General features: G+C 72.3%; 17 protein-coding genes and 1 pseudogene. 6 read left to right on the top strand and 12 right to left on the bottom strand.

Features of this window, described 5'->3' with window-relative positions:
• Nucleotides 1–79 precede the first annotated feature (79 nt).
• Both OCT49_RS37025 and OCT49_RS37020 read left to right on the top strand, forming a co-directional pair.
• Complete coding sequence (locus OCT49_RS37025) at nt 80–655, top strand: hypothetical protein (protein ID WP_283856553.1); 576 nt, start codon at nt 80–82, stop codon at nt 653–655.
• A gap of 516 nt (nt 656–1,171) precedes the next feature.
• Nucleotides 1,172–1,756 (top strand): annotated as a pseudogene (locus tag OCT49_RS37020) (IS701 family transposase); the annotation flags it as partial.
• Between the two features lie 191 nt (nt 1,757–1,947).
• On the opposite strand, the gene OCT49_RS37015 reads toward OCT49_RS37020, so the two are convergent.
• Both OCT49_RS37015 and OCT49_RS37010 read right to left on the bottom strand, forming a co-directional pair.
• Nucleotides 1,948–2,964: a 3-oxoacyl-ACP synthase III family protein gene (locus tag OCT49_RS37015; RefSeq protein ID WP_283856552.1), complete on the bottom strand. Its 1,017-nt coding sequence runs from the start codon at nt 2,962–2,964 to the stop codon at nt 1,948–1,950.
• Nucleotides 2,961–3,722, bottom strand: coding sequence for a thioesterase II family protein (locus tag OCT49_RS37010; protein WP_283856551.1), 762 nt, complete (start codon nt 3,720–3,722; stop codon nt 2,961–2,963). Before OCT49_RS37010 ends, OCT49_RS37015 begins: the two co-directional genes overlap by 4 nt.
• Nucleotides 3,723–3,994: 272 nt before the next feature.
• On the opposite strand from OCT49_RS37010, the gene ccrA reads away from it, so the two are divergent.
• From ccrA to OCT49_RS36995, 3 genes are all read left to right on the top strand, one after another.
• The gene (gene ccrA / locus OCT49_RS37005) at nt 3,995–5,347 is read left to right on the top strand and encodes a crotonyl-CoA carboxylase/reductase (protein ID WP_283856550.1); all 1,353 of its coding nucleotides are present in this window, start codon (nt 3,995–3,997) and stop codon (nt 5,345–5,347) included.
• The gene (locus OCT49_RS37000) at nt 5,344–7,185 is read left to right on the top strand and encodes a 3-hydroxyacyl-CoA dehydrogenase family protein (RefSeq protein WP_283856549.1); all 1,842 of its coding nucleotides are present in this window, start codon (nt 5,344–5,346) and stop codon (nt 7,183–7,185) included. The genes ccrA and OCT49_RS37000 overlap by 4 nt, the downstream gene beginning before the upstream one ends.
• 142 nt (nt 7,186–7,327) lie before the next feature.
• The gene (locus OCT49_RS36995; RefSeq protein WP_283856548.1) at nt 7,328–8,554 is read left to right on the top strand and encodes a hypothetical protein; all 1,227 of its coding nucleotides are present in this window, start codon (nt 7,328–7,330) and stop codon (nt 8,552–8,554) included.
• Nucleotides 8,555–8,611: 57 nt separating this feature from the next.
• Here OCT49_RS36995 and OCT49_RS36990 read toward each other — a convergent pair whose 3' ends face one another.
• The 9 genes from OCT49_RS36990 to OCT49_RS36950 all read right to left on the bottom strand — a co-directional run bounded on the left by OCT49_RS36990 (nt 8,612) and on the right by OCT49_RS36950 (nt 20,430).
• Complete coding sequence (locus tag OCT49_RS36990) at nt 8,612–11,113, bottom strand: AAA family ATPase (RefSeq protein WP_283856547.1); 2,502 nt, start codon at nt 11,111–11,113, stop codon at nt 8,612–8,614.
• Between the two features lie 4 nt (nt 11,114–11,117).
• Nucleotides 11,118–11,666 carry a flavin reductase family protein gene (locus OCT49_RS36985; RefSeq protein WP_283856546.1) on the bottom strand — a complete coding sequence of 183 codons (549 nt, stop codon included), beginning with the start codon at nt 11,664–11,666 and terminating at the stop codon, nt 11,118–11,120.
• Between the two features lie 321 nt (nt 11,667–11,987).
• Complete coding sequence (locus OCT49_RS36980; protein WP_283856545.1) at nt 11,988–12,824, bottom strand: 4'-phosphopantetheinyl transferase family protein; 837 nt, start codon at nt 12,822–12,824, stop codon at nt 11,988–11,990.
• Nucleotides 12,821–15,001, bottom strand: coding sequence for a beta-ketoacyl [acyl carrier protein] synthase domain-containing protein (locus OCT49_RS36975; RefSeq protein ID WP_283856544.1), 2,181 nt, complete (start codon nt 14,999–15,001; stop codon nt 12,821–12,823). The genes OCT49_RS36980 and OCT49_RS36975 overlap by 4 nt, the downstream gene beginning before the upstream one ends.
• 14 nt (nt 15,002–15,015) lie before the next feature.
• Nucleotides 15,016–15,984 carry a phosphopantetheine-binding protein gene (locus OCT49_RS36970; protein WP_283856543.1) on the bottom strand — a complete coding sequence of 323 codons (969 nt, stop codon included), beginning with the start codon at nt 15,982–15,984 and terminating at the stop codon, nt 15,016–15,018.
• Between the two features lie 184 nt (nt 15,985–16,168).
• The gene (locus OCT49_RS36965; RefSeq protein ID WP_283856542.1) at nt 16,169–17,011 is read right to left on the bottom strand and encodes a ScbR family autoregulator-binding transcription factor; all 843 of its coding nucleotides are present in this window, start codon (nt 17,009–17,011) and stop codon (nt 16,169–16,171) included.
• A gap of 17 nt (nt 17,012–17,028) precedes the next feature.
• A complete protein-coding gene (locus tag OCT49_RS36960; RefSeq protein WP_148840242.1) occupies nt 17,029–17,865 on the bottom strand; it encodes an AfsR/SARP family transcriptional regulator in 837 nt (278 codons plus the stop codon).
• Between the two features lie 241 nt (nt 17,866–18,106).
• The gene (locus OCT49_RS36955) at nt 18,107–18,766 is read right to left on the bottom strand and encodes a ScbR family autoregulator-binding transcription factor (RefSeq protein ID WP_283856541.1); all 660 of its coding nucleotides are present in this window, start codon (nt 18,764–18,766) and stop codon (nt 18,107–18,109) included.
• A gap of 77 nt (nt 18,767–18,843) precedes the next feature.
• A complete protein-coding gene (locus OCT49_RS36950; RefSeq protein WP_283856540.1) occupies nt 18,844–20,430 on the bottom strand; it encodes an acyl-CoA carboxylase subunit beta in 1,587 nt (528 codons plus the stop codon).
• Nucleotides 20,431–20,991: 561 nt separating this feature from the next.
• On the opposite strand from OCT49_RS36950, the gene OCT49_RS36940 reads away from it, so the two are divergent.
• The gene (locus OCT49_RS36940; protein ID WP_283856539.1) at nt 20,992–21,990 is read left to right on the top strand and encodes a ScbA/BarX family gamma-butyrolactone biosynthesis protein; all 999 of its coding nucleotides are present in this window, start codon (nt 20,992–20,994) and stop codon (nt 21,988–21,990) included.
• Nucleotides 21,991–22,015: 25 nt separating this feature from the next.
• On the opposite strand, the gene OCT49_RS36935 is transcribed toward OCT49_RS36940, so the two are convergent.
• The gene (locus OCT49_RS36935) at nt 22,016–22,873 is read right to left on the bottom strand and encodes an NAD(P)H-binding protein (protein WP_283856538.1); all 858 of its coding nucleotides are present in this window, start codon (nt 22,871–22,873) and stop codon (nt 22,016–22,018) included.
• Nucleotides 22,874–22,998: the final 125 nt, after the last annotated feature.

Raw genomic sequence — 22,998 nt, 5'->3', positions numbered from 1 at the left:
TGAACAGCCTTACTGGTGTGGCCAATGGGGCGTCCCACCCTCGATGGAGACAGAGGAGAGCATGAGAGTGAGAACAGGTGTGACCGGGCTGATGACCGCCGCGTGCGCGGCCGTCCTTCTGGCACCGGCCTCAGCCGCGGCGGCCCCCCAGAAGGAGCCCCAATCCCACTGCGTCGTCGACACCGCCACGCGGAAGACCACCTGTTACGACACGTTCCGCGAGAGCATCGCCGCTGCGACCGGCGGCCGGATCAACAACGCGTCACAGGAGGAAGCCGCCAAGGACAAGCACTTCCTCGACAAGCTCAACGCGTCGGCCAAGGCCCCCGCCGGCACGCAGAGCTCACGCACCTCCGCCAGCGCCGCTTCCCCCTTCGTCCTTAGCATCTTCTACGACGATTGGGACTACGAGGGATCCTCCCTGACCTCCACGGGAAATGCGGCATGCAAGAACGACGGAAAGTGGGACTATCAGCAGAATTACATCGAATCGGGTTGGAACAATCACGTCACTTCCCTGAAGCTCTTCAGTAACTGCTACGTCGAACTGTTCTCGGGAGCAAATTTCACGGAAGCACGCCAGTTCTTCACTTCTGACACGCGCTGGGTCGGCGAAGCGATGGACAACCAAGCCAGTTCCGTAGCCTGGACATGATGTGGAGAGCGGGACGGCATCGTGGTCGCAACGGCGCGGCGTCGGGTTCCCCGGCTTTCTGCGCCGGTCCGGGGGTGTCCTGGTCGGTCCGGGTGCTGAACGAGCCGCCTCGCGACGGCTGGTTCGGCTGGGGCACGATCACCGCCCCCGCCCACGCTGCGGCGCCTCTTCCTCCCCCTCACACGGAGGAAGAGGCGCTGGCAGTGCCCAACGGGGCCCGGGGCCGCAGGTGCCCCCGCGCCCGGCCCAGCCGCTCGCCATGCGGTCGGCCCACGGACAGCCCGCAAGTTCAGCGTGATCGCAACGCCCGTCGTGCTGCACAAATGAGGTTCTGCGCATCAACGCCGTACACGGCGGACCGTTGGCCGCCGGGCCGCCGAAGTTCGACGCGGCCGATTACAAAGAGCGCCACGCGGTGGAGTGCGGCATCAACCGCCTCAAGGTGCGACACGAGGTCGCAGTGCGCCGTGAGGCGCTGAAAAACCGTAGGAGGTGCAAGACCTCCTCGCTGACCAGAGACTGCGCCGCATGCTCGAAGAGGTCGGGGTCGGCTGTGTTCTGGCCGTGCCGAAGTCCCAGCACATTCACGCGGCGGGCCGCATCGACTTCGCCTTCTCCCGAGCCCCGGATGACGCCTGGGAGCGTCAGTCGTGCGGGGCCGGAGCGAAGGGACCACGCGTCTACGACTGGGCCGCCGCGAGGCTCCCGCCGATCGACGACTTCGACGGTCCTGAGCCCACCCACGGCCGGTGGGTGCCGGCCCGTCGCAGTCTGGCCCGCCCGGACGAGATCGCCTACTGCCTCGCCTACGCACCAACCGGCACCACCGTCGCCGAACTGGTGCGGGTCGCCGGGACGCGGTGGGCGATCGAGGAAGCCTTCCAAGCGGCGAAGAACGAGTGCGGCCTGGACCAGTACGAGGTACGCCGGTATCCGGGCTGGTCCCGGCACATCACCCTGGCCATGCTCGCCCATGCCTTCCTCGCCGCCATGGCCGCCGCGGCAGCGCAAAAGGGGGCAGCAGAAACGGTTCCGGCGCCCTGGTCCCGCTCACCGTGGCAGAAATACAGCGGCTCCTGGCAGCGGGGCGCCCCGCAATGACGCGCCGTCGGCACATCGACCACATACCGCACTGGTCCCGATGGCGGCGCCGACACCAAGCAGTAGCCCGCCGCTGTCATTACCGCCGCCGTACCCGAGGTCACGAACTCACCCAACCTGACAACACGTCAGCCGAGTACACTCAGATACACGCTCCTGACCAGCAGGAACAGCGAATTGCGACTGGAGTACTAACGGCCCCAGCGCAGCAGGGTGGTTCCGAGGGTCATTCCGCCGCCGAATCCCGCCAGCAGCACCAGGTCGTCGACCGGCCCGTCCGTGCGGCGGGCATGGTCGAGGGCCAGCGGGATCGAGGCGGCCCCGGTGTTCCCGTGCCGTTCCACCGGGAGGTGGACCCGTGCCGAGGTCAGCCCGAGTCCGGCGGCCACGCTCCGCAGCATCTCGCCGTTGGCCTGGTGCGGTACGAAGTGGTCGACCTCGGCGGCCGTGAACCGGAAGGCGTCGAGGGTGCCCGCGACGGCGTCCGGCAACTCCCGTTCCACGAAGGCCCGTACGTCTCTCCCCCGCATCCGGAAGAAGTGGTCGCCGCGGGCGACGGTCTTCTCCGACGCGGGTTTCCTGCTGCCGCCCGCGGTGACGCCGATCAAGTCGTGCAGATGGCCGTCGGTGCGCATGCCCGTGCCCAGGAGACCGCGCTCCCCGGACACCGGACCGAGCACCACGGCGCCCGCCCCGTCCCCGAACAGCGGTGCGGTCCTGCGGTCCCCGGGGTCGATGATGCGCGAGTAGACCTCGCTGCCGACGACGAGCCCCAGGCGCTGCCGCCCGTCGGTCCCGGGCCCGGACAGCAGTCGGGAACAGGTGTGCAGCGCGGCGATGAATCCGGCGCACACCGCGTTCACATCGAAGGCCGCCGCCCGGCGCGCCCCGATCCGGTGCTGCACGAACGCGGCCGTGGCCGGTTGCGGATGGTCGGGGGTGGAGGTGGCGACGACGATCCAGGCGAGGTCCTCCGGCCCGGCCCCGGCATCGGCCAGGGCCCGTACGGCGGCCTCGGCCGCGAGGTCCGACGCGGCCTCGTGGTCCGCGGCGTAGCGCCGCTCGCGGATGCCGGTCTTGCGCTCGATCCATTCGGCGGTGACCCCGGCCCGGGCGGCGACCGTCTCGTTGGTGACGACCCGTTCGGGCAGGTACGAGCCGGTGCCGAGGATGCCGGTGCCGCCCGGGGCGGGCGAGTACACGGTCATGCCGCCACCGGGGTCCGGGCCAGCCGCTCCCGGACCGTGCGGAGCACCTCTTCCTGTTCGTCGACGAGGAAGAAGTGCCCACCGGGCAGCACCCGCAGGCCGAAGCCCGAACGGGTGTGGTTCACCCATGCCTGCACGTTCTCGATGCTCGCCTTGGGGTCCCGGTCGCCGGTGAACGCGGTGACGGGGCAGTCCAGGGCCGGACCCGGACGGTAGCGGTAGCCGCGCACCGCCCGGTAGTCGGCGCGCAACGCGGGCAGGATCATGCGCAGCGTCTCCTCGTCGTCGAGCAGCGCGCCCCCCGTCCCGTCCAGCTTCCGGATCTCGGCGACGACCTCCTCGTCGGTGTCCGGGTACCACGCGTCCGCGCGGTCCAGGGAGGGGGCGCTGCGGCCGGAGACGAACAGTTCGACGGGGCCGTTGCCCGCGGCCTCCATCCGGCGGGCCACCTCGAAGCCGACGACGGCGCCCATGCTGTGCCCGAACAGCGCGTACGGCCGGTCCGCCCACGGCCCCAGCGCCTCGGCGATCCGGTCGGCGAGCGACTCCAGGTCGGTGGCGGCCGGCTCGGCGCGGCGGTCCTGCCGGCCGGGGTACTGGACGGCCAGGACCTCCACCTGGGGCGAGAGCTCCCGCGCCACCGGGAAGTAGAAGCTGGCCGAACCGCCGGCGTGCGGCAGGCAGACCATGCGCACGGGGGCGTCGGGGGCGGGCCGGTAGTTCCTGAACCAGGTGCTGTCGCCGGGGATTCCCGTCATGAGTTCTCCTAGCCGATCCGAGTGGGGCCTGCGCACAGGATGGGTGCGCGCCCCGCTCCCGGTCCTCCCCTAATCACCCCCTATGACCGGGCGCGCGCCTTCTGGGGGCGGACAGGGGTGCCCCATGGGCGGTGCGGTGCCCCACGCTGGACGGACACCCGTGACGGACATCCGGGACGGGAATCCGGGCCGGACATCTACCAACAGACACCCGTGACGGACACGGGGCCCGCTTCGCTCTCCTCGGCTCTCAAGAGAATCAGGGAACTCACGTGGACGAGATCATCAGTGCTCTTCTCTCCGAGGACGCGACGCCGCAGGACTTCGCGGGTCTGCGGCTCCCGGAGAGCTATCGAGGTGCCGTTGTCCGCAAGGAGGACACCGGCATGTTCGAGGGAATGGCCTCCGCGGACAAGGACCCGCGCAAGTCGTTGCACCTCCAGGACGTGCCGACCCCCGAGCCCGGGCCGGGCGAGGCCCTGGTCGCCGTCATGTCGAGCGCCATCAACTACAACACCGTGTGGTCGTCGATCTTCGAGCCGCTGCCGACCTTCGGTTTCCTGGAGCGGTACGCCAGGCGGTTCCCCGGCGCCGCCCGCCACGACCAGCCGTACCACGTCCTCGGTTCCGACCTGGCGGGCGTCGTCCTGCGCACCGGGCCCGGGGTGAACCGGTGGCGGTCCGGCGACCGGGTCGTGGCGCACTGCCTGTCGGTGGAGCTGGAGTCGGCGGACGGGCACGACGACACGATGCTCGACCCGGAGCAGCGCATCTGGGGTTTCGAGACCAACTTCGGCGGCCTGGCGCAGCTCGCGCTGGTGAAGTCGAACCAGCTGATGCCCAAGCCCGAGCACCTGACCTGGGAGGAGGCGGCCTCCCCCGGTCTGGTGAACTCGACCGCGTACCGCCAGCTGGTGTCGCGCAATGGGGCGGGCATGAAGCAGGGCGACAACGTGCTGATCTGGGGCGCCAGCGGCGGACTCGGTTCGTACGCCACGCAGTTGGCGCTGGCGGGCGGCGCCAACCCGATCTGTGTGGTCTCCAGCGAACGGAAGGCGGAGATCTGCCGGCGGATGGGCGCCGAGGCGATCATCGACCGCAGCGCGGAGGGCTACCGGTTCTGGAAGGACGAGCAGACCCAGGACCCGCGCGAGTGGAAGCGGTTCGGCCGGCGCATCCGCGAACTGACCGGCGGCGAGGACGTGGACATCGTCTTCGAGCACCCCGGCCGCGAGACCTTCGGCGCCTCGGTGTACGTGGCCCGCAAGGGCGGCACGATCGTCACCTGCGCCTCCACGTCGGGGTTCCGGCACGAGTACGACAACCGCTACCTGTGGATGTCGCTGAAGAGGATCGTCGGCTCGCACTTCGCCAACTACCGCGAGGCGTGGGAGGCCAACCGCCTGCTCGCCAAGGGACGGATCCACCCGACGCTCTCGAAGGTCCACTCCCTGGAGGAGACCGGCCAGGCCGCGTACGAGGTGCACCGCAACCTCCACCAGGGCAAGGTCGGCGTGCTGGCCCTGGCCCCGCACGAGGGACTCGGCGTCCGGGACGAGGAAATGCGCGAGAAGCACATCGACGCCATCAACCGGTTCCGGGAAGAGGAGGCGCGGACCTCATGACTGCGCGACAGAGCGACCCCACGCCCGCGGCAAGCACCAGCACGCCCGCACCCGTGACGGACGCACCCGTGACAGGCACCCCCACCCCCGTGACGGGCATCGTCGGCCTGGGCTCGACGGGCGAGGCACTCCTGCACCTGCTGCACGGCGCGGGCCACACCGTCGTCGCCGTGGACACCGACCTGGACGTCCTGGCCCGCGTGGCCGGGCGGCTCAAGGCCACCATCGCCGCCATCGCCGCCGGGGACGGCCCCGACCGCCCCGACGGCCCCAACCACCCCGACGTCACCTTCACCGCCGACCACACCGCGCTGGGCGCGGCCGGTCTGGTCATCGAGGCGGTCCCGGAGGACCTCGCCGCCAAGACCGACGCGCTCGGCAGGATCACCTCGGTCTGCCCGCCCGGCACCCCGGTCCTGACCACCACGGCGACGCTGCCGGTCACACGCCTGGCCATCGCCACCGGCAGGCCGGCCGACGTGGCGGGGCTGCGCCTGTTCACCCCGCCCGCCCCCGGCGGCCCCGTCGAACCGGTGCGAACGGCCCTGACCTCCCCGGAGACCGCCGCCGCCGTGGACGCCCTGGTGGCCTCGGCCGGGCTCACCCCGGTCGCGGTCGGCGCCCGGCCCGCCGCCGACGCCACCGCCCTGGTGCTCGGGTTCCTCAACCGTGCCGTGATCCTCCTCGACGAGGACTACGCCACCCGGCACGACATCGACACCGCCATGCGGCTGGGCTGCGGGCTGCCCGCCGGGCCGCTGGAGACGCTCGACCGCATCGGGCTCGGCACCGCCCACGCCGCGCTGACGGAGCTGTGGCGGCGCACCGGCGACAGCGCTTTCGAGCCCGCCCCGCTGCTCAGCCGGATGGTGGCGGCCGGGCGCCTGGGCCGTACCACCGGCGAGGGTTTCCACACGTACGACGAGACCGGTGGCGTGCTCGGCCGGCCGGCCGACAGCTCCGGTGAACCGGACGGCGCGCCGGTGCGCCGGGTGGGTGTGCTCGGCTCCGGTGCGATGGCGCGCGGCATCGCCGAGGTCACGGCCACGGCGGGGTACCCCACGGTCCTGGTGGCCCGTGACCCGGAGAAGGCGCAACGGGCGCTGGACGCCGTCGCCGACTCCCTGACCAGGGGCGTACGGCGGGGCAGGGTCACCGTCGAGGCCAAGGCGTCGGCCGGTGAACTCCTCACCGGCGCCCACGACATGGCGGTGCTGGCCGACTGCGACCTGGTCATCGAGGCGGTCGCCGAGGACCTCGACGTCAAGCGCGCGATGTTCGCGGCGCTCGGCAGGATCTGTGCTCCCGGCACGGTACTGGCCACCACCACGTCCAGTCTCCCGGTCGCCGCGTGCGCCGAGGCGTCCGGCCGCCCGGCCGATGTCGTGGGCATCCACTTCTTCAACCCGGCCCCCGTGATGAAGCTGGTGGAGCTCGCGCACACGGACACGGTGGCCCCGACGACCCTGGCGACGGCCCACGCCTTCTGCCGCGCCCTCGGCAAGACGACGGTGACGTGCCCGGACCGTACCGGCTTCATCGTCAACAGCCTGCTGTTCCCCTACCTCGGCGCGGCCCTCGCCCTGCTGGAACGGCACGACACGGACCTCGAGGAGACCGACCACGCGATCCGGTCCGGATTCGGTTACCCCATGGGCCCGTTCGCGCTCCTGGACACCATCGGCCTCGACGTCTCGCTCGCCATCCAGAACCGGTTGTACGAGTGCTTCCGCACCCCCGAGTACGAACCAGCCGCAGTCCTGGACGAGTTGGTGTCCGCGGGCCTGCTCGGCCGCAAGAACGGCCGCGGCCTGCGCACAGCGGGCCCCCGCCGCTGACGGACCCTGCCGGTGCCTTTCCCCTGATGCCCCGTCACGGGAAAGGCGCCGCCCGCACCTGCACACCTGTGCACCTGCCCCTGTGCCCCTGCATGGCTGCGTAGACTCCGGGGCCGTGGTACCAGGGGAAGGAGCCCGAACCATGTGTGAACCGCGGCGCGTACCGATGTCCGGGCAGGTGTGGGGCCTGGCGGCACCGGATTCCGGTGGGCCCGTCTTCATCACCGGCTACGACGGCAAGGGCCTGTCCACCACGGTGCTCACCGCCGTGGACGTGGACGGAGAGGTCCTGTGGCGCCGCAGGTTCGACGGGCACCCGGGCCCGCCGCGCGTCGGTCCGGGCGGGTCGGTGTGGGTCGCCCATCGCGGGCCGAGGGATGTGGTGCTGACCGAACTGGACGCCACCGGCTCGACCCTGCGCTCGGTCACTCCCGACCACGAACCCCACGAGCACCTCGGCGCGTTCGTGGTGCTGCCCGACGGTGTGTGTGCGTCCTGGCTGCCCGCCGGGCGAGACCGGGTCGTCCCGGCCGGCCGTCATCCGCGGGTCGCACGTCACAACGGGGACGGCTCGGTGCGATGGTCGACACCGGCCGTGCTCGACCGGTTGTCGTTTCCGGGCCGTGTCGAGATCGGTGCGAAGACGGGCTGGGAGCTACGGCCCTCGAAGCCGTGGACTCCGCGGACGGTGGAGGCGCACCACTGGGAGCCGTTGCTGGTCGCGGGTCACCGCGTCGCCGCGACGTTCGCCGACGGCAGCAGCGGCATCTCCGTCACGTTCTTCCTGGACACCGCCACCGGTCGGCCCGTCGCCGCGAGCCGCCCCGGGCCCGGCCGCCACAAGGCGATCGTCGGACCGGGCGAGTTCCTGATCGGCTCCCAGGGCTACGGCGCGTGCGGCACGGCCCATCACGACTCCTCCGGCGCCGTGGTACGGGAATGGCCGACGCACACGATGCCGCTGGTCGACCGACACGGCGCCATCAGCGGACCCGAGTCCGAGAACGTCCTGCCGTCCCGTTCGCGCTTCGTCCGCCTCGACCCCGACGGCACGGTGCGGCATGGACCCGCGCTCTCCGGCTACTACACCGCCTACCCGGCCCTGGACGACGAGGGCACCGCGGTGTTCTGGCGGGACGGCCGACTGCTCGCCGTCGACGCCGAATCGCGGATGCGGGAGCTGTTCGCCCTGGAGGACGAGGAGCGCGCCGTGATGAGCAGAATACTGCTGCTCGACCGGGGGCAGGGGCTCTTCGCCCTCGACGACGAACTCTTCGTCCTGCGGCGGACGGGCCTCGGCCCCCTGGACAGTGGCGTCTGGCCGTGCGCGGACGGCGGCCTCCACGGAAACCCGGTGACACACCAGTAGTACGGAGGGTACTGAGGAACTGATCCGAGTGCAGAGGAAGTTCGGTACGGGCGGGGCTCAGTGCGGGCGGGCCGTCACCAGGTGTGCCAGGTCCCCGCGCGACTTCACGCACAACTTGCGGTAGACCCGGGTCAGATGCTGCTCCACCGTGCTGGTGGTGACGTACAGCCGGGCCGCGATGGCCCGGTTGGTGCAGCCGTCGGCGGCCAGTACCGCGACCCGGCGTTCGGCCTCGGTCAGTCCGGCGATCGGGTTCCCGTCCGCGGCCTCCTCCCCGCGCAGCGCCCGCAGGGCATCGGCCGCCGGGGTGCCCCAGTCGACGGCGCCCCGCAGTTCCGGCCGCCACCCGGACAGCACGTCCCGGCAGGCGTGGAAGTCGCCGAGTGCGGCCTTCGGCCGTCCGACGGCCAGCTGGTGGTGGCCCCTGGCCAGCAGGTAGTGCAGCCCGGCCCGGGTGCGGAACATCGCGGCGGGCACCGGGACGCGCAGCCACCGTACGGCCTCCTCGTGCGCACCCCGGCGCGTCGCCGCCAGCACGGCGGCGGACAGCGGCATGCCGATGGCCACGCCCCACGCCCCCGGCGACATCAGGGACAGCGCCCGTTCCGCGTGCCCGGACGCGATGTCGTACGCCCCGGTGCGGCCGTGCACCACGGCCGCCGCAGCGGCGGCCACCGCCCGCCGGGCCGTGGTGGCCCCCGTCCGGTCCCCGTCGGCCGTCAGCCCGCACCACCGGGCGGCCCGCCCGGTCTCCCCCGTGCGCAGGAGCGCCGAAAGGATGGCGGCCACGGACGCCGGTGGCGCGTGGTCGTAGACGATCGACACCAGCACCCGCTCGGCGGCCTCGTCCCGGAGCTCGGCCATGCTGGCGGTGTCCCGCGCGGAGAACCCGTCCCCGCAGCCGTGGAACGGGGAGGGATCGACGCCGTCGACGCCGTCGGTGTCGTCGGTGCTGTCGGCGCCGTGCGGGTACGGCCCGACGCCCGTACCCGGGTAGACGTACGCCAACGCCGCGGCCGGTCCGTCCATCCCACCGGTTCCGTCCATCCCACCGGTTCCGTCCGCTCCCCCGATTCCGCCGGGTCCGTCCGCACCATCCGCACCGTCGAAACGCGGGGCTCCGGACAGGGCCCGTGCCACCTCGGCGGGGCGCCCGTGCCACAGCAACAGCCCCATCGCTCCCGCCGTGTCCTCGGCCGTCCGCCACCGGGCGTCGGCGAGGGTCCGTCCGAGGGCGGGCAGATGCCGGATCACCGCCGCGGGGTCGGCCTCCCACTCCGCGCGGGCCAGCATCGTCAGCAGCCCGGCCGCTTCCTGGCCGCCGGTCCGGTGGGCGGTCCGCAGGAACTCCGCGGCCTGCCGCGCCCCGCCGGAACTCATCGCGTGCCGGGCCGCCTCGGCAAGCAGGGGAACGGCCCACGCCGGGCCGGGCCCGCCACCGGCGGTGTCCGCGGTGACCAGGTGACGGGCGACCGAGGCCGGTTCGGCGCCGTTCTCGTACAGCATCCGGCCCGCCGTGGTGTGCAGCCGGCTGGACTCCCGGGCGGACAGTTCCTCCAGTACGGCCGCCCGCACCCCTTCATGGCGCAACCGTCCGCCGTCCAGCAGTCCGATCGCGTCGAGCTCGGCCAGGCAGGGGCCGACCGCGCGCTCGGGAAGTTCCAGCAGCCGGGCGAGCAGGGTGAGCGTCGCCGCGTCGGCGAGCACGGCCAGGGCCCGCGCGACCGAGACCGCCGGGTCACCGGCACCCCGCAGACAGCCGGTGACGGCTCGCCGGAACGCCGTGCCCGCCACCGGACGGGACGGCCGCACCGGCTCGCAGTCCCGGTGGTCGTCGAGCAGCCCGCACAGCAGGCGCGGGTTCCCGCCGGTGAACCGGTGCCAGTCGGGGGCCAGCCGCCGTGCCGTCGGCAGGTCCGTCGCACCGCCGGGAGACGCGGCCAGGAACGCGGCGACGCCGTCCTCGTCGAGGGGTGCGAGCGGTACGGGCGTGCAGCGGGGATGCCTCAGCAGCTCGGCCAGCGGCAGGGGCAGCGGGGGCCGGGGGCGGGGCCGCGGCGGGCCGCTCATCACCAGCAGCACCCGGTTCGCGGCGAGCCGCCCGCACACGTACAGCAGGCATCGGGCGGAGACCTCGTCCATGTGGTGCGCGTCGTCGACGAGGACCACCACGGGGGCGGTCACGGCGAGATCCCGCAGGGCCTCGTGGAGCACCGCGGGGTCGTCGCCGGGGTTCCCGGTCGGAACCGGCCGGGCGGGGGAACGGGGCGACGAAGGCTCCGGCCGGTGGTGTCCGGCGTCCCGGCCCGCGCCGCTGAGCAGTTGCCCCACGACGCCGAACGGCAGATCCGTCTCGGCCGGTGAGGCGGACGCGTCCAGCACCAGCGCGCCCGAGTCCCCGGCCCGCTCGGCGAAGGCCCGCAACAGCGCGCTCTTGCCGGTGCCGGGACTGCCGGTGACGAGCACCGCACCGCCCCCGCCCCGCCGGGCGGACGTCAAATGCCGCTCGATCAGGTCGAGTTGTGCGTCCCGCCGGACCAGCCGCACCGGCACCCCCACGTCGTCAGGCCACCCGGATGGCCGCCGTCCTCTCCTGGGAAGTCTGCACAGGAACGTGGAAGCCTCGCTGGTACCAGACCAGAGCCCCGCTCGAGCCGTTCGTGCGCACCTCGGCCGGGCTGCCCAGCAGCAGGTCGTGATCGCCCGCGGGTACGACGTCCGCCAGGGTGCAGCGCAGCAGCACGGACGCGTCCGGCAGGTACGGCAGGCCCCTGCCGGGCCATGGCTCGAACTCCCCGCCGGCGAACCGGTCGGCGCCGGTGGTCGCGAAGCGCCGTGCCAGTGCGCCGTGCCGGGCACCGAGCACGTTGACGACGAACTCCCCCTGTCCGAGGAGGGGTTGGTGACAACTTGAGCCGCGGGTGACACCGACCAGGACGAGTGGCGGGTCGAGCGAGACGGAGGTGACCGAACTGGCGGTGAACCCCCGCGGGCGGCCGTCGCCGTCCACGGTGGTGATGACGGTGACGGGCGCGGCGAGCAGCGCCATCGCGTCCCGGAATTCCTGGGCACCCGTCGCGGCAGCCCGCGGCGGTGTGTACGGCACGGTCACAGAAGGGGCTCCCTCGGTCGACGGCCGGCCCGCGCGCGGGTACGACGCGTCGCGGCCGGCCCGCGCTGTCTCGTACGGGTCGGCTACCGGCCCGTACGTGGGCGCACCCATCGTCGGCCGGTCCACCCACCGCCCGGAACCCCGAAAGCCCCCCTGTCCTCGCCCCCTACAAAACAACTCCCCGCCCCGAACAGCCCTCTACGAAACGACTCCCTCTGCCGACGCACTCTCTGCCGGCACTTCCTCTGCCGGCGCACTCTCTGCCGACTCCCTTTCCCTGCCGACTTCCTCTGCGGGACGGCTCCCTCTGTGGGACGGCTTCTACGCCGCCATGGCGACCGGCTCCGGCAGTGCCAGCAGCCGGGGCGCCCCCCGGTCCCACGGAAAGCCGTGGTGCAGGTGGAAGACGGGCGGGACGTCCGTGTCGGCCGCCACGGCCACGGCCGCCAGGACGTCGGGCACGGGTTCCAGCTCCAGGAACCGCCACGGCAGCGCGGACCCGGCCTCGGGCGGGCGGAAGCCCACCACCCCCCGGTCCTCGGCCAGCGTGAAGGCGAAGCTGTCGAAGGGCAGTCCGAGCCCCAGCCCGCGCGCCTTGGAGTACGCCTCCTTCAGCGTCCACAGCCGCAGCACCCGGCGGTCCCGGGGGCGGCCCGCCGCGGCCCGCGCCACCCACTGCTGCTCCTCGGGCGCGAAGGTCTCCACGATCGCGTCGAACCCCTGGTCGCCCCGGTCGAGCCGTTCCACGTCCACCCCGATGCGGTGGCGCCGGACCACGCCGAGGAAGTTGTGGCCGTGCGCGTGGGAGAGGTTGAAGTCCAGCTCCCGGCCCCCGCGCGGCAGCCCCTCCACGGGTTTCTGCAGGAACGGCCGCCCCCTCGAGGAACGCCAGATCACGGCCTCCGCCTCGGGCACGCCGCTCTCCAGTGCCAGCACCCGCCGTACGAGCGTGTGGGCGACGAGGTACTGGCGCCGGTCGCGCTCGAACAGGAACCGGCTCGCGATCTCCTGTTCGTGCTCGTCCAGCCAGTGCGTGGCCAGGGTCGCGGCGATCCCCGGGGTGAGTTCGTCGTTGGGGCAGAACCACAGTTTGACGGGTTCGGGCCGGGCCGGCGCGAACCTGTCGACGGGGCGTTCCACCACCGAGAGGCCGGTCATCCGGACGCCCCCTTCTCCTCCGTGCCCTCCTGCGTGCCTTCCCGGCCCCCCAGCCACAGGGAACGGCGCAGGAACGCCGAGGGCGGCAGCGGCACCAGGGTCTTGCCCGCGTCCGGCCCGGACTCCAGCGCGGCCCAGTCGATGTCGAGCCCGGACAGCCAGAGGCGCGTCAACTGCTCGATCCGGCCGGCCCGCCACAGCGCGCCGAGATAGTCGCCGGTCTCCGGCACATCGCCCAGGCCCAGCGGATCGGTCCCGCCGGTGCGCAGATCCGCGTACCGCACCCCACCGACATCGACACCAACGTCAACGCCGACATCGACACCAACACCAACACCGATGGCGCGCGTGCCGGCTGTCCCCTCGACTCCGCCGACATCCACCCAGGAGCTGGCGAACTCCCGCAGGGAATTGACCAGTTGGGACAGGTCGCGGGCGAGCAGTGCGATCCGGCAGGACCGCGCCTCGCGGCCGACGCGCAGGGCGCGGGCCACATCGACGAGCGCCACCCGTTCGTCCCCGGTGGTGGTGTCCCCACTCCTGCCGTTGTCCGAGGCCAGCCAGTCGGCCAGTCTGGTCGCCGTGGCGGCGAGATGACCGGGGGTGGGGGCGGAGAGCAGGATCAGCTCGTCCCGTCCGGCACCGCCACTCCCATTGCCCTCACCGGGCGCATCGGTCTCACCCGTCGTACCCGCCCCGTCGGCACGGCCGGCCTCGCTGCGTCCGTTCCCGGCTCCGTCCCCCGGACGCCGGGCCGGTACGAACTCCTCCAGGACGGCGTACGCGTCGAACGCCCCGGTCGTACCGGTCACCTCGGCGACGGCCGTGCGGGGCAGCTCGTGTCCCTGTGCGTCATGGGGCCTCGGCCACGGCGTGGCCGTGTCCTCGCCCCGTGCGGGGGCGAGGACGCCGTACCGCAGTTGGAGCACGGCGGCGGTCAGCGCGGCGAGGCCGGTGACGGCACCGGCGTCGCCCACCCGGCAGGCGGTCGTCCCCCTCGTCTCGCGCAGTCCGGGCGAGCCGGTCCAGGAGCCGGTGCCCGCCGAGGTGGACCGTACGACGGCGTGCACATGATCGCCGTCGGACAGCGCACGGGCCAGTGGCTTGAGCACCACGGCGCCCACGCCCTCCCCCGCCCCCTGCCGGCCGCGCGAGGGGTGCAGCAGCAGTTCGACCCCACCGGCCACCGCCGCCGCGCACTCCCCGCGCCGCAGTGCGCCGACGGCGAGGTGCACCGCCACGAGGGCGGAGGACTCCCCGGTGTCGACGGCCTGCGCCGGTCCGCTCAGTCCCAGCAGGCCGGAGAGCCGGCCCGCCACGCTCCAGTGCCCGCTCTCGGGCATCTCCCGCCCGCCGCGCGCCCATGCCTCGGCGGCCACCAGCGAGTAGTCGGCGGCGCTGACCCCGACGAACACCCCGAGGCCGCGCGGCGTTCCGCCCGGACCGGTCAGGGCGTCGAGCCGGGTGCCGGTGCAGCCGGCGTCCTCCAGCGCCTCCCAGACGGTTTCGAGGAAGAGCCGCTCCTGGGGGTCGATCAGCCTCGCCCGCCGGTCGGTCAGCCCGAAGAAGTCCGCGTCGAAATCGGCGGCTCCGTCCAGGAAGTGCCCGCACTCTCCCGCGCTCAGCAGCGACGCACCGGGGCGGCCGAGCGGCGCGCCCGACGAGGTGTCCCGCCCTTCGCGCAGGTTCTGCCAGTAGGTGCGCAGGTCGGGGGCGAGCGGATAGCGACCGGCGATCCCGACGACGGCGAACCGGTCCTCGACGTCCGTGCCCCCATCGGTCCGGCGGGCCTGCGGCAGGCCCTGCGGAAGGGCCGCCGACGGGTCCGCCGGAGAGAACGGTGCCGGTACTGGTACCGGCACGGGTCCTTGTCCCGGCGTCTGTGCCCGTGGCCGTACCGGGCCGGGGACCGGCGAGGACACCCGGTCGTGGGCCTCCGGCGCCACCGCGACCGGCGCCTTCGACGTCACCGGGCCCGTGGTCCCGTGCGTCACCGGGTTCGTGGGCCCGGGTGGCACCGGACCCGTGGTCCCCGAGGCCGCCGTGTCCGGGGCCGTCGGCAGGACCGGCTCCGGGGGTGGGCCGGGTACCGCCTTCAGCCCGGCCAGCAGTCGCACGGCCCGGTCCCGTTCCAGGGTTCCGGCCTTGAAGCGGGTGAGTATTTCTCGTTCGTCCATTGCCTTCCGCCCGTTCACGCCCGCCTGGGCAGCAGAGTGAGCGCCTCGTCGACGGAGAGCCGGTCGTCGCGCACCGCGTCGAGCAACGCCCGCAGCCCCGGGTCCTCGGCCTCCGCGACCGACTCCGCCACCGGTGCGGGCGTCGCCCCGGCCATCGGCATCGCCCCGGCCATCGGCATCGGCGCGACCACCGGCGTCGGCGTCCCCGTGGTGGCGAGGGCGATGTGCGCGGCCATCGCGGCGAGACTGGGGTGCTCGTAGAGCGCGACCGGCCGCTCCTCCATGCCGTACGTGCCGTTGATGACCTCCATGAACTGGGCGCCGACGATGGAGTCCACGCCGAGGAGGTTGAACGCGGCCGCGGGGTCGATGTCCCACGGGTCGCAGCACAGGATGCGGGCGAGTTCCTCGCGCAGATGGTCGAGGATCTCCCGCGCTCCGACCGGCGAGGAAACGGTCACGGGCAGCGGACCGCCGGACGGCGGGGCGGCCACGGACACGGACGCGGTTTCCGGCACCGGCCCGACCGGCGCCGGCGCCGCGGTCCCCGCCACCGGCCCTGCGGGCACTGGGCCCCAGCCCCGACCCCAGCCCCGACCCCGGGCCGCGACCGGGGCCCCGGCACCGGCACCGGCACCGGACGACGGCACCGCCCCGGTCGCGGAATCCCGTGCCCCCAGCTCACCCACCACGTGCCGGGTGAAGGCCAGTGGAGTCGGATGGTCGAGCAGGGCGGCCGCCCTGACGGCCGTGCCGTACCGGGCGTTCACCGTGGCGACGAACTCCACGGTCAGCAGCGAGTCGAGGCCCAGCGAACGGAACGTCTGCTCGGGATCGATCTTCTCCGGCTTCAGTCTCAGTACGTCGGCGAGGAGCACCACGACCTCGGTCACCACTGCCTCGGTCACCACGCCCTCGGGCATCGCGTCGGGCGGCGGTGCGATGACATCCGCCCGGAGGGAATTCTGACGTTCATGGGGCATGGATGGGCTCCAAAGTGTCCGTCCCGGCTGGCCGACGAAGGAAGTATCGAAGGCGCGTCCGACCGGCGGCTATCGCCGTCCGTGCTGAAATGTGCGGCCGCGGGCTGGTCCCCGGGAGGGAGCGCTCCCCGCGACTACTCCGTACGAGCGAGCCGTGTCATCGTGCACGGCGTCCCGGCGCCGCTCAGGCGGCCCGGTCCCCGGCCGGACTCCCGGCGGGGAGAGCCGGCTCTCCGTTCGCACCGCCGACCGGCGCGGGGGCGCCCGTCGCGGGCACGGGGGTGTGGGCACCGGCAGCGGCCACCGGCCGGTGGGCGTCCGCGTGGGAAACCGGCGCCTGGGAAACCTGGGTGCGAGAAATCTGAGCGCGGGGGCTTTCGGCGACGGCCTGCGGCCGGGGGTTCCCCGCGGTGGCCGGCGGGTGGGTGCGGTAGCGCGCCGCGTCCCCGGAGGGTACGAGCGCCGACAGCAACGGTTTCCACAACGCCGCTACCCGGTCACCGAGTTGCGGGTACGGCATGCCGGTGCCGGCCAGTACCCCGATGCCGCACACCGTCGCGGACAGCAGCGTCTCGGGCCCGTCCACCGCCTCGCGGTCCTGCAACGCGCCCTCCGCCCGGGCCTGGCCGAGGAGCCGCAACACCTCGGTGATCCACGCCTGGTGGAAGTCGGTGACGGGCGGCTGCCGGCCGGTGCACTCGTTGGTGATCCGGAAGCTGGCCCGGATCACCGGGTCGTCGTGGAACGTCCGCGCCAGCCAGTGCGTCATGTCGATGAGCACCTGCACCGGCGGTACGCCCGCCTCCCGGTGCTCCCGGATGAAGTCCTGCAGCATGTCGCGGCCCCGCTCCTGCACCGCGTCGGCGAGTCCGTCCTTGGAGGCGAAGTGGAAGTACAGCGCCCCCTTCGTCATCCCGGCGGCCCCGGCGATCTGTCCCAGCGTCGCGTTGGCGTAGCCGTTCCGGTTGAACATCTCCGCGCCCGCACGCACCAGCCTCTGGCGGGTCCGCTGCGATCTGGCCTGCATCTTCGTCCCCCTCCCCCTCAGCCGACCCGGCTGAGGCGCTCGCGCCCCCCGCCGGCGGCGGCCGGGTCGAGGGCGGACTCCGGGCCGGACATCAGGATCGACCGCTGCAACCGCCGCAGCCCGGCGGACGGCTCGAACCCCAACTCCCTCACCAGGACGGAGCGCAGTCGCTGGTAGACGTCGAGCGCCTCGCTGCGGCGCCCGGAGCGGTGCAGCGCCAGCATGAACTGGCCGTGCAGATTCTCGTGCGTGCGGTAACGGCTGACCAGCATGGTCAGCTCGCCCAGCAGTTCCCGGTGCCGGCCCAGCCGCAGATCGGCCTCGATGCGCTGATCGAGCGCGCAGAGCCGGGTCTCGTCCAGCCGCCGGGTCTCCATCTCCAGCTGCATCCCGGTCTGCACGTCGGCCAGCGCGGCGCCGGTCCACAGCGCGAGCGCGTCGCCCAACTGCCGTGCCGCGCCCGGGAAGTCACCGGCGTCCATCGCCCGGTACCCCAGCCCCGCCAGCCGCTCGAACTCGCGGACGTCGCTGGTGCCGCCGGAGGTGTTGAGCAGATAGCCGCCGGGGGTGGTGACGAGCACGTCCTTGGCGGAACGGGGCCCGGTCCCCTCCGGGTCCTCCCGCAACGCGACCGCGATCAGGTCCCGCAGCTGCAGCACGTACGTCTGCAGGGTCGTACGGGCACTGCGCGGCGGCCGGTCGCCCCAGAGCTCCTCGATCAGCGTGGCCACGGGCACGACCCGATCGGCGTGCAGAGCCAGCAGGGCCAGGACCTGCCGCGGCTTCGGCGCCGTCGGCGTCACCGAGAGCCCGTTCTCACGGACGGCCAACGCGCCCAGTACATCGATATCCACGCCGTCTCCCCTGTTCGTGCATGAATCATGAGCTCCGAAGTACCTCGAGTAAAAAACAGGACGTACGGTTTGTCAATATCAAACCGAACGCGCTGTTTCTTTTAACTCGCCCCTGACACTCAACAACCCATCCCACCTGGCACTTTGATGAGACGGCAGAAAGAACAACCCCTCCGCGCCCGGTGGGCGAGGAGGGGTGTCGAGTAGGGGTCACTCGCGGCGAACCCTCAAAACAGCATGATCAGTCTGTTGGCCGTGCGGGCCGTACGACCCGATGGCCGGAGGCTCCCGTCGAGGGCGGCCCGACCGGCACCGGCTGTTCCCGCCCGCCCGCCAGGCCGGGCAGCACCAGCTCCCAGAACCCGTCGATCGCCTCCTCGGACAGCCACGCCTTGTCCTCGGCGCCGAGCACCTCGAAGCCCACGGTCGCCGCCATGATGGCGGGCAGGGCATCGCCCGGTGACACCCCTTCGGCCAGCTCGCCCCCGTCCTCGGCGTGCCGCAGCATGTCCTCGACCCACTGCTGCCACTCACTCCTCAGCAGGGACTCCTCCCCCCGGGCCGGGTCGCCGCCCAGCTCGAAACCGGCCCGGACGACGATGTCGTCGCCCAGTCGGCCCATCAGCTCGCGCGTGGTGTCCATGAGCGTCCGCAGACCCCCTCCCCCGCCATCGAGCGCCTTCCCGATGATGCCGCGCACGACCTGCACCGCTTCTTCCTCCACGGCCCGGGCCAGCGACTTCTTGCTCTCGAAGTGGAAGTGCAACGCGCCGTTGCTCACCCCGGCCCCGCGGCTGATCGCGGTGAGCGAGGCGGGCGCGAAGCCCTCCCGCGCGAACACTTCGGCGGCTGCACGGATCAACGACTGACGTGTGCGGGCCGCACGGTCCTGCTTGACCATCAAATGTCTCCTGGCTACGGGACCGGCAGCACGACCCCCGATCGGGGCCGGTCCCGCCGCGCCCCGTCGTTCATGACTTACTGGGGCGGATTGCCGTGTTTACGGGAGGGCAGGTCGGCGTGCTTGTTGCGGAGCATGGCGAGTGAGGCGATCAGGACCTCGCGGGTCTCGGCGGGGTCGATGACGTCGTCGACCAGGCCGCGTTCGGCCGCGTAGTAGGGGTGCATCAGCTCGGCCCTGTACTCCTTGACCATGCGCCGGCGCATGGCCTCGGGGTCCTCGGCGTCGGCGATCTGCCGACGGAAGATGACGTTCGCCGCACCCTCCGCGCCCATCACCGCGATCTCGTTGGTCGGCCAGGCGTACGTCAGGTCCGCACCGATGGACTGGCTGTCCATCACGATGTACGCACCGCCGTACGCCTTGCGCAGGATCAGCGAGATCCTCGGCACGGTGGCGTTGCAGTACGCGTACAGCAGCTTCGCCCCGTGCCGGATGATTCCACCGTGCTCCTGGTCCACGCCGGGCAGGAAGCCGGGTACGTCCAAAAGAGTGATGATGGGGATGTTGAACGCGTCGCACATCTGGACGAAGCGGGCGGCCTTCTCGGACGCCTCGATGTCCAGGACCCCGGCCAGGGACTGCGGCTGGTTGGCCACGATCCCCACGACCTGGCCGTCCATCCGGGCCAGGGCGCACACGATGTTGCGGGCCCAGCGTTCGTGGACCTCGAGGTGGTCGCCGTCGTCGACGATCTCCTCGATGACCTTGTGCATGTCGTAGGGGCGGTTGCCGTCGGCCGGGACCAGGTCCAGGAGGGTGTCGCCGCGCCGGTCGGCGGGGTCGGTGCCGGGGGCGGCGGGCGGGTTCTCGCGGTTGTTGGAGGGGAGCAGGCCCAGGAGGTAGCGGACCTCGGCGATGCAGGTCTCCTCGTCGTCGTAGGCGAAGTGCGCCACGCCGGAGGTCTCGGCGTGGACGTCGGCGCCGCCCAGGCCGTTCTGGGTGATCTCCTCGCCGGTGACGGCCTTGACGACGTCCGGGCCGGTGATGAACATCTGCGAGGTGTCGCGGACCATGAACACGAAGTCCGTCAGCGCGGGGCTGTAGGCGGCGCCGCCGGCGCACGGGCCGAGCATCACGCTGATCTGCGGGATCACGCCCGAGGCCCTCGTGTTGCGCTGGAAGATCCCGCCGTAGCCGGCCAGCGCCGAGACACCCTCCTGGATGCGGGCCCCGGCCCCGTCGTTCAGCGACACCAGCGGCGCACCCGCCGCGATCGCCATGTCCATGATCTTATGGATCTTCGTCGCGTGCGCCTCCCCCAGCGCACCCCCGAAGATCCGGAAATCATGCGCGTACACGAAGACCGTACGCCCCTCCACCGTCCCCCACCCGGTGACCACCCCGTCGGTGTACGGCTTCTTCTCCTCCAGGCCGAAACCCGACGCCCGGTGCCGCCGCAACTGCTCGACCTCACGGAACGAACCCTCATCCAGCAGCAGACCGATCCGCTCACGCGCCGTCAGCTTCCCCTTCGCATGCTGCGCCTCGGTCGCCCGGTCACTCGGTCCACGACGGGCCTGCTCACGCAGCGCCAGCAGCTCGGCCACCCGGCCACGGGTGTCGGTCGGCTCGCCCGGCCCGGCAGCTGTACTCACCGGCATGCCCCAGCCCCTCTCCACATCGCCTTCCGGCATCGGCCCCAGAATAACAAACCAGTTGCGCGGTTTTCTGCTCGCGGGTGACCCTCTTTGCAGCATCTCCGCACGTGACAGCTATCGCCAGCTGTGCGGAGCCCGGTACGGCGCCCGCTCCCACCGCCCCCAGGCGCCGGGCCGAGACCCCGGATCACCCCCGCGCGCACGCGCTCTGTCCCGGTTTCTGACGAGTACGGAGAGCAAAGCCTTGGTCAGGGCGTCCACTTCATCCTGATTCGGAGCACCTCGCTCCACCCGAACCAGCTCGGTCGCCCCACGGTGAAATCCACTCACGAAGACCCCCTCAGCCGTCAGGACACCGTGGAGCAGCAGGGTCGAAATCCGGTCGAGATCCACTCGACGCGCCCGCTCACGGGCGGACGGAGGGGCACTCCGAGGGAAAATAGATCTTGCGGTTTTGGTTCCGGCGGACGTGACGGAAGGCTGGAAATTAAACCGGGTGGTATGTATCTTTGGTGTCCCGCGAGGGGCTCAACGAGTTCTCGTCACCGTGGTTTTGGGGGATAGATGACTGCGACAACGATCCAGCCTGCCGGACCGGTCACGCACGAGGCACCCGTACGGGACAGCCCGGCGGCCGCGCCGATCGCACCTCCGCTGTTCCGCTTCCCGTCGCTGACGACCACCGTTCCCAAGGAGTTCGTCCACCGGGCCGCCGTCGCCGAAGTCATGCTCACCGACTGGAAGCGCGAGGACGACACCCACTTCAAGGTGACGGCCCAGTGGCCCCGCGGCCACAGCTTCTTCAGCCCCATCGGCGCCCATCACGACCCGCTGCTGGCGGCGGAGACGATCCGTCAGGTGGGTTCGCTGCTCGCACACGCGGAGTTCGGTGTCCCCCTCGGCCACCACTTCCTGATGTGGGACCTCCAGTACACGGTCGAGCCGGATCAGATGCTCATCGGTGACACGCCCGCCTCGCTCGACATCGACATCACCTGCACCGAGGTCAAGCAGCGCGGTGGCGCGCTGACCGGGCTGCGCTACGAGGCGGTGGTCCACCGCGACGGCCGGCCGGCCGTGACCGGGAGCGCCTCCTACACCTGCACCACCCCGGCGGTGTACCGGAGGCTGCGCGGCGACCGCGGCACCCCCGAGGGCCCGCCCCGGCTCGCCCTCACGGCCCCCGCCTCGCCCCAGAGCGTCGGCCGCATGTCACCCATCGACGTGGTGCTCTCCCCCGTCGGCGAGACCAACCGCTGGCAGCTCAGGGCCGACACCCGGCACCACGTGCTCTTCGACCACCCGGTGGACCACGTCCCCGGCATGGTGCTCCTCGAAGCCGCCCGACAGGCGGCGGCAGCGATCTGCGAGGGTTCCGCGGTGCTCCCCGTGGACATCGCGAGCGAGTTCCACCGGTACGCCGAACTGGACACGCCCTGCATGATCCAGGCGCAGCCCCTGCCCGACGCGGTCGGCGGCGAGCAGTCGGTCCTGGTGACCGGCCACCAGGACGGGGAGCTGGTGTTCACCTCCACCGTGAAGGCTCTGTCGCACAAAGGCTGAACCGGTCACGTGACCGCCATCGCCCTCATGAGGACGTCCCGGGGGCGAAGGCGGTCACGTGGTCCCCGGCCCACTCGTCGAACCTCCTGGCCGGCCGGCCCGTCACCTCGGCGACCCCGCCTCCCACCGCCGCCTTGGCCCCGTCGCGCTGCCGCCGCGCGCTGCCGAGCAGCGCATCCGCCAGCTCCTCCGGGTACCGGCGCAGCAGTGCGGCCCGCGCCTGTTCCGGCTCCAGTTCCTCGAAGCGCAACGGCACCCCGAGCGCCCGTGCGAGGCGGTCCGTCTGCTCCACCGCGCTGATCGCCTCCGGCCCGGTCAGGGTGTGGACCGCGCCGCAGTGCCCCTTGTCGGTGAGTGCGCACACCGCCACCTCCGCGATATCGCGCGGGTCGACACACGCGTTCACCGAGGTTCCGTACAGCGCCCGTACCACCCGTTCGGAGCGGATCGACCCCGCCCATGACAGGCAGTTGGACATGAACGAACGGGGCCGCAGCAGGGTCCAGTCCATCCCGGACCCCCGCAGGAGGTCCTCGTTGGTGCGCTGCCAGCACGTGATCAAGTCGTCCGCTCGCTCGTCCGCGACCGCAGCCGCAGAGAGTTTCACCACATGGCGCACGCCCGCCGTCCGCGCGGCCCGGAGGAAGACCGCGTCGTCGTCACCGCCGACCCGGTTCGTGACGAGGAAGGCACCGCGCACCCCTCGCAGCACCCGGGCCAGCGAGCCGGGATCGGCGTAGTCCCCGGCCACGACCTCCGCCCCGGGCCGAACTCCCGTGACCTGCGCGGGGTTCCTGGTCATGAGGCGCAGCGGCGCGCCCGCCGGGAAGGAACGGACCACTTCCCTGCCGACCGTTCCGGTCGCACCCGTCACCAGAATCATCGCTCCCCCGTTCCTCGTCCCGGCCTTCCGACGCGGCGCGGAAGGTGGCCCCCGACGCCGCGGTTCCAGGTTCGGTCGGCCCCGTCATCCGTCTCGATCATGCCGTTCCCCCATTCGCTGTGGGC

The organism is Streptomyces sp. ML-6, assembly GCF_030116705.1.
In the GTDB taxonomy this organism is placed as follows: domain Bacteria; phylum Actinomycetota; class Actinomycetes; order Streptomycetales; family Streptomycetaceae; genus Streptomyces.
The sequence above is the reverse complement of the archived record's forward strand: the minus strand, read 5'-3'. Positions and strand labels throughout refer to the sequence as shown.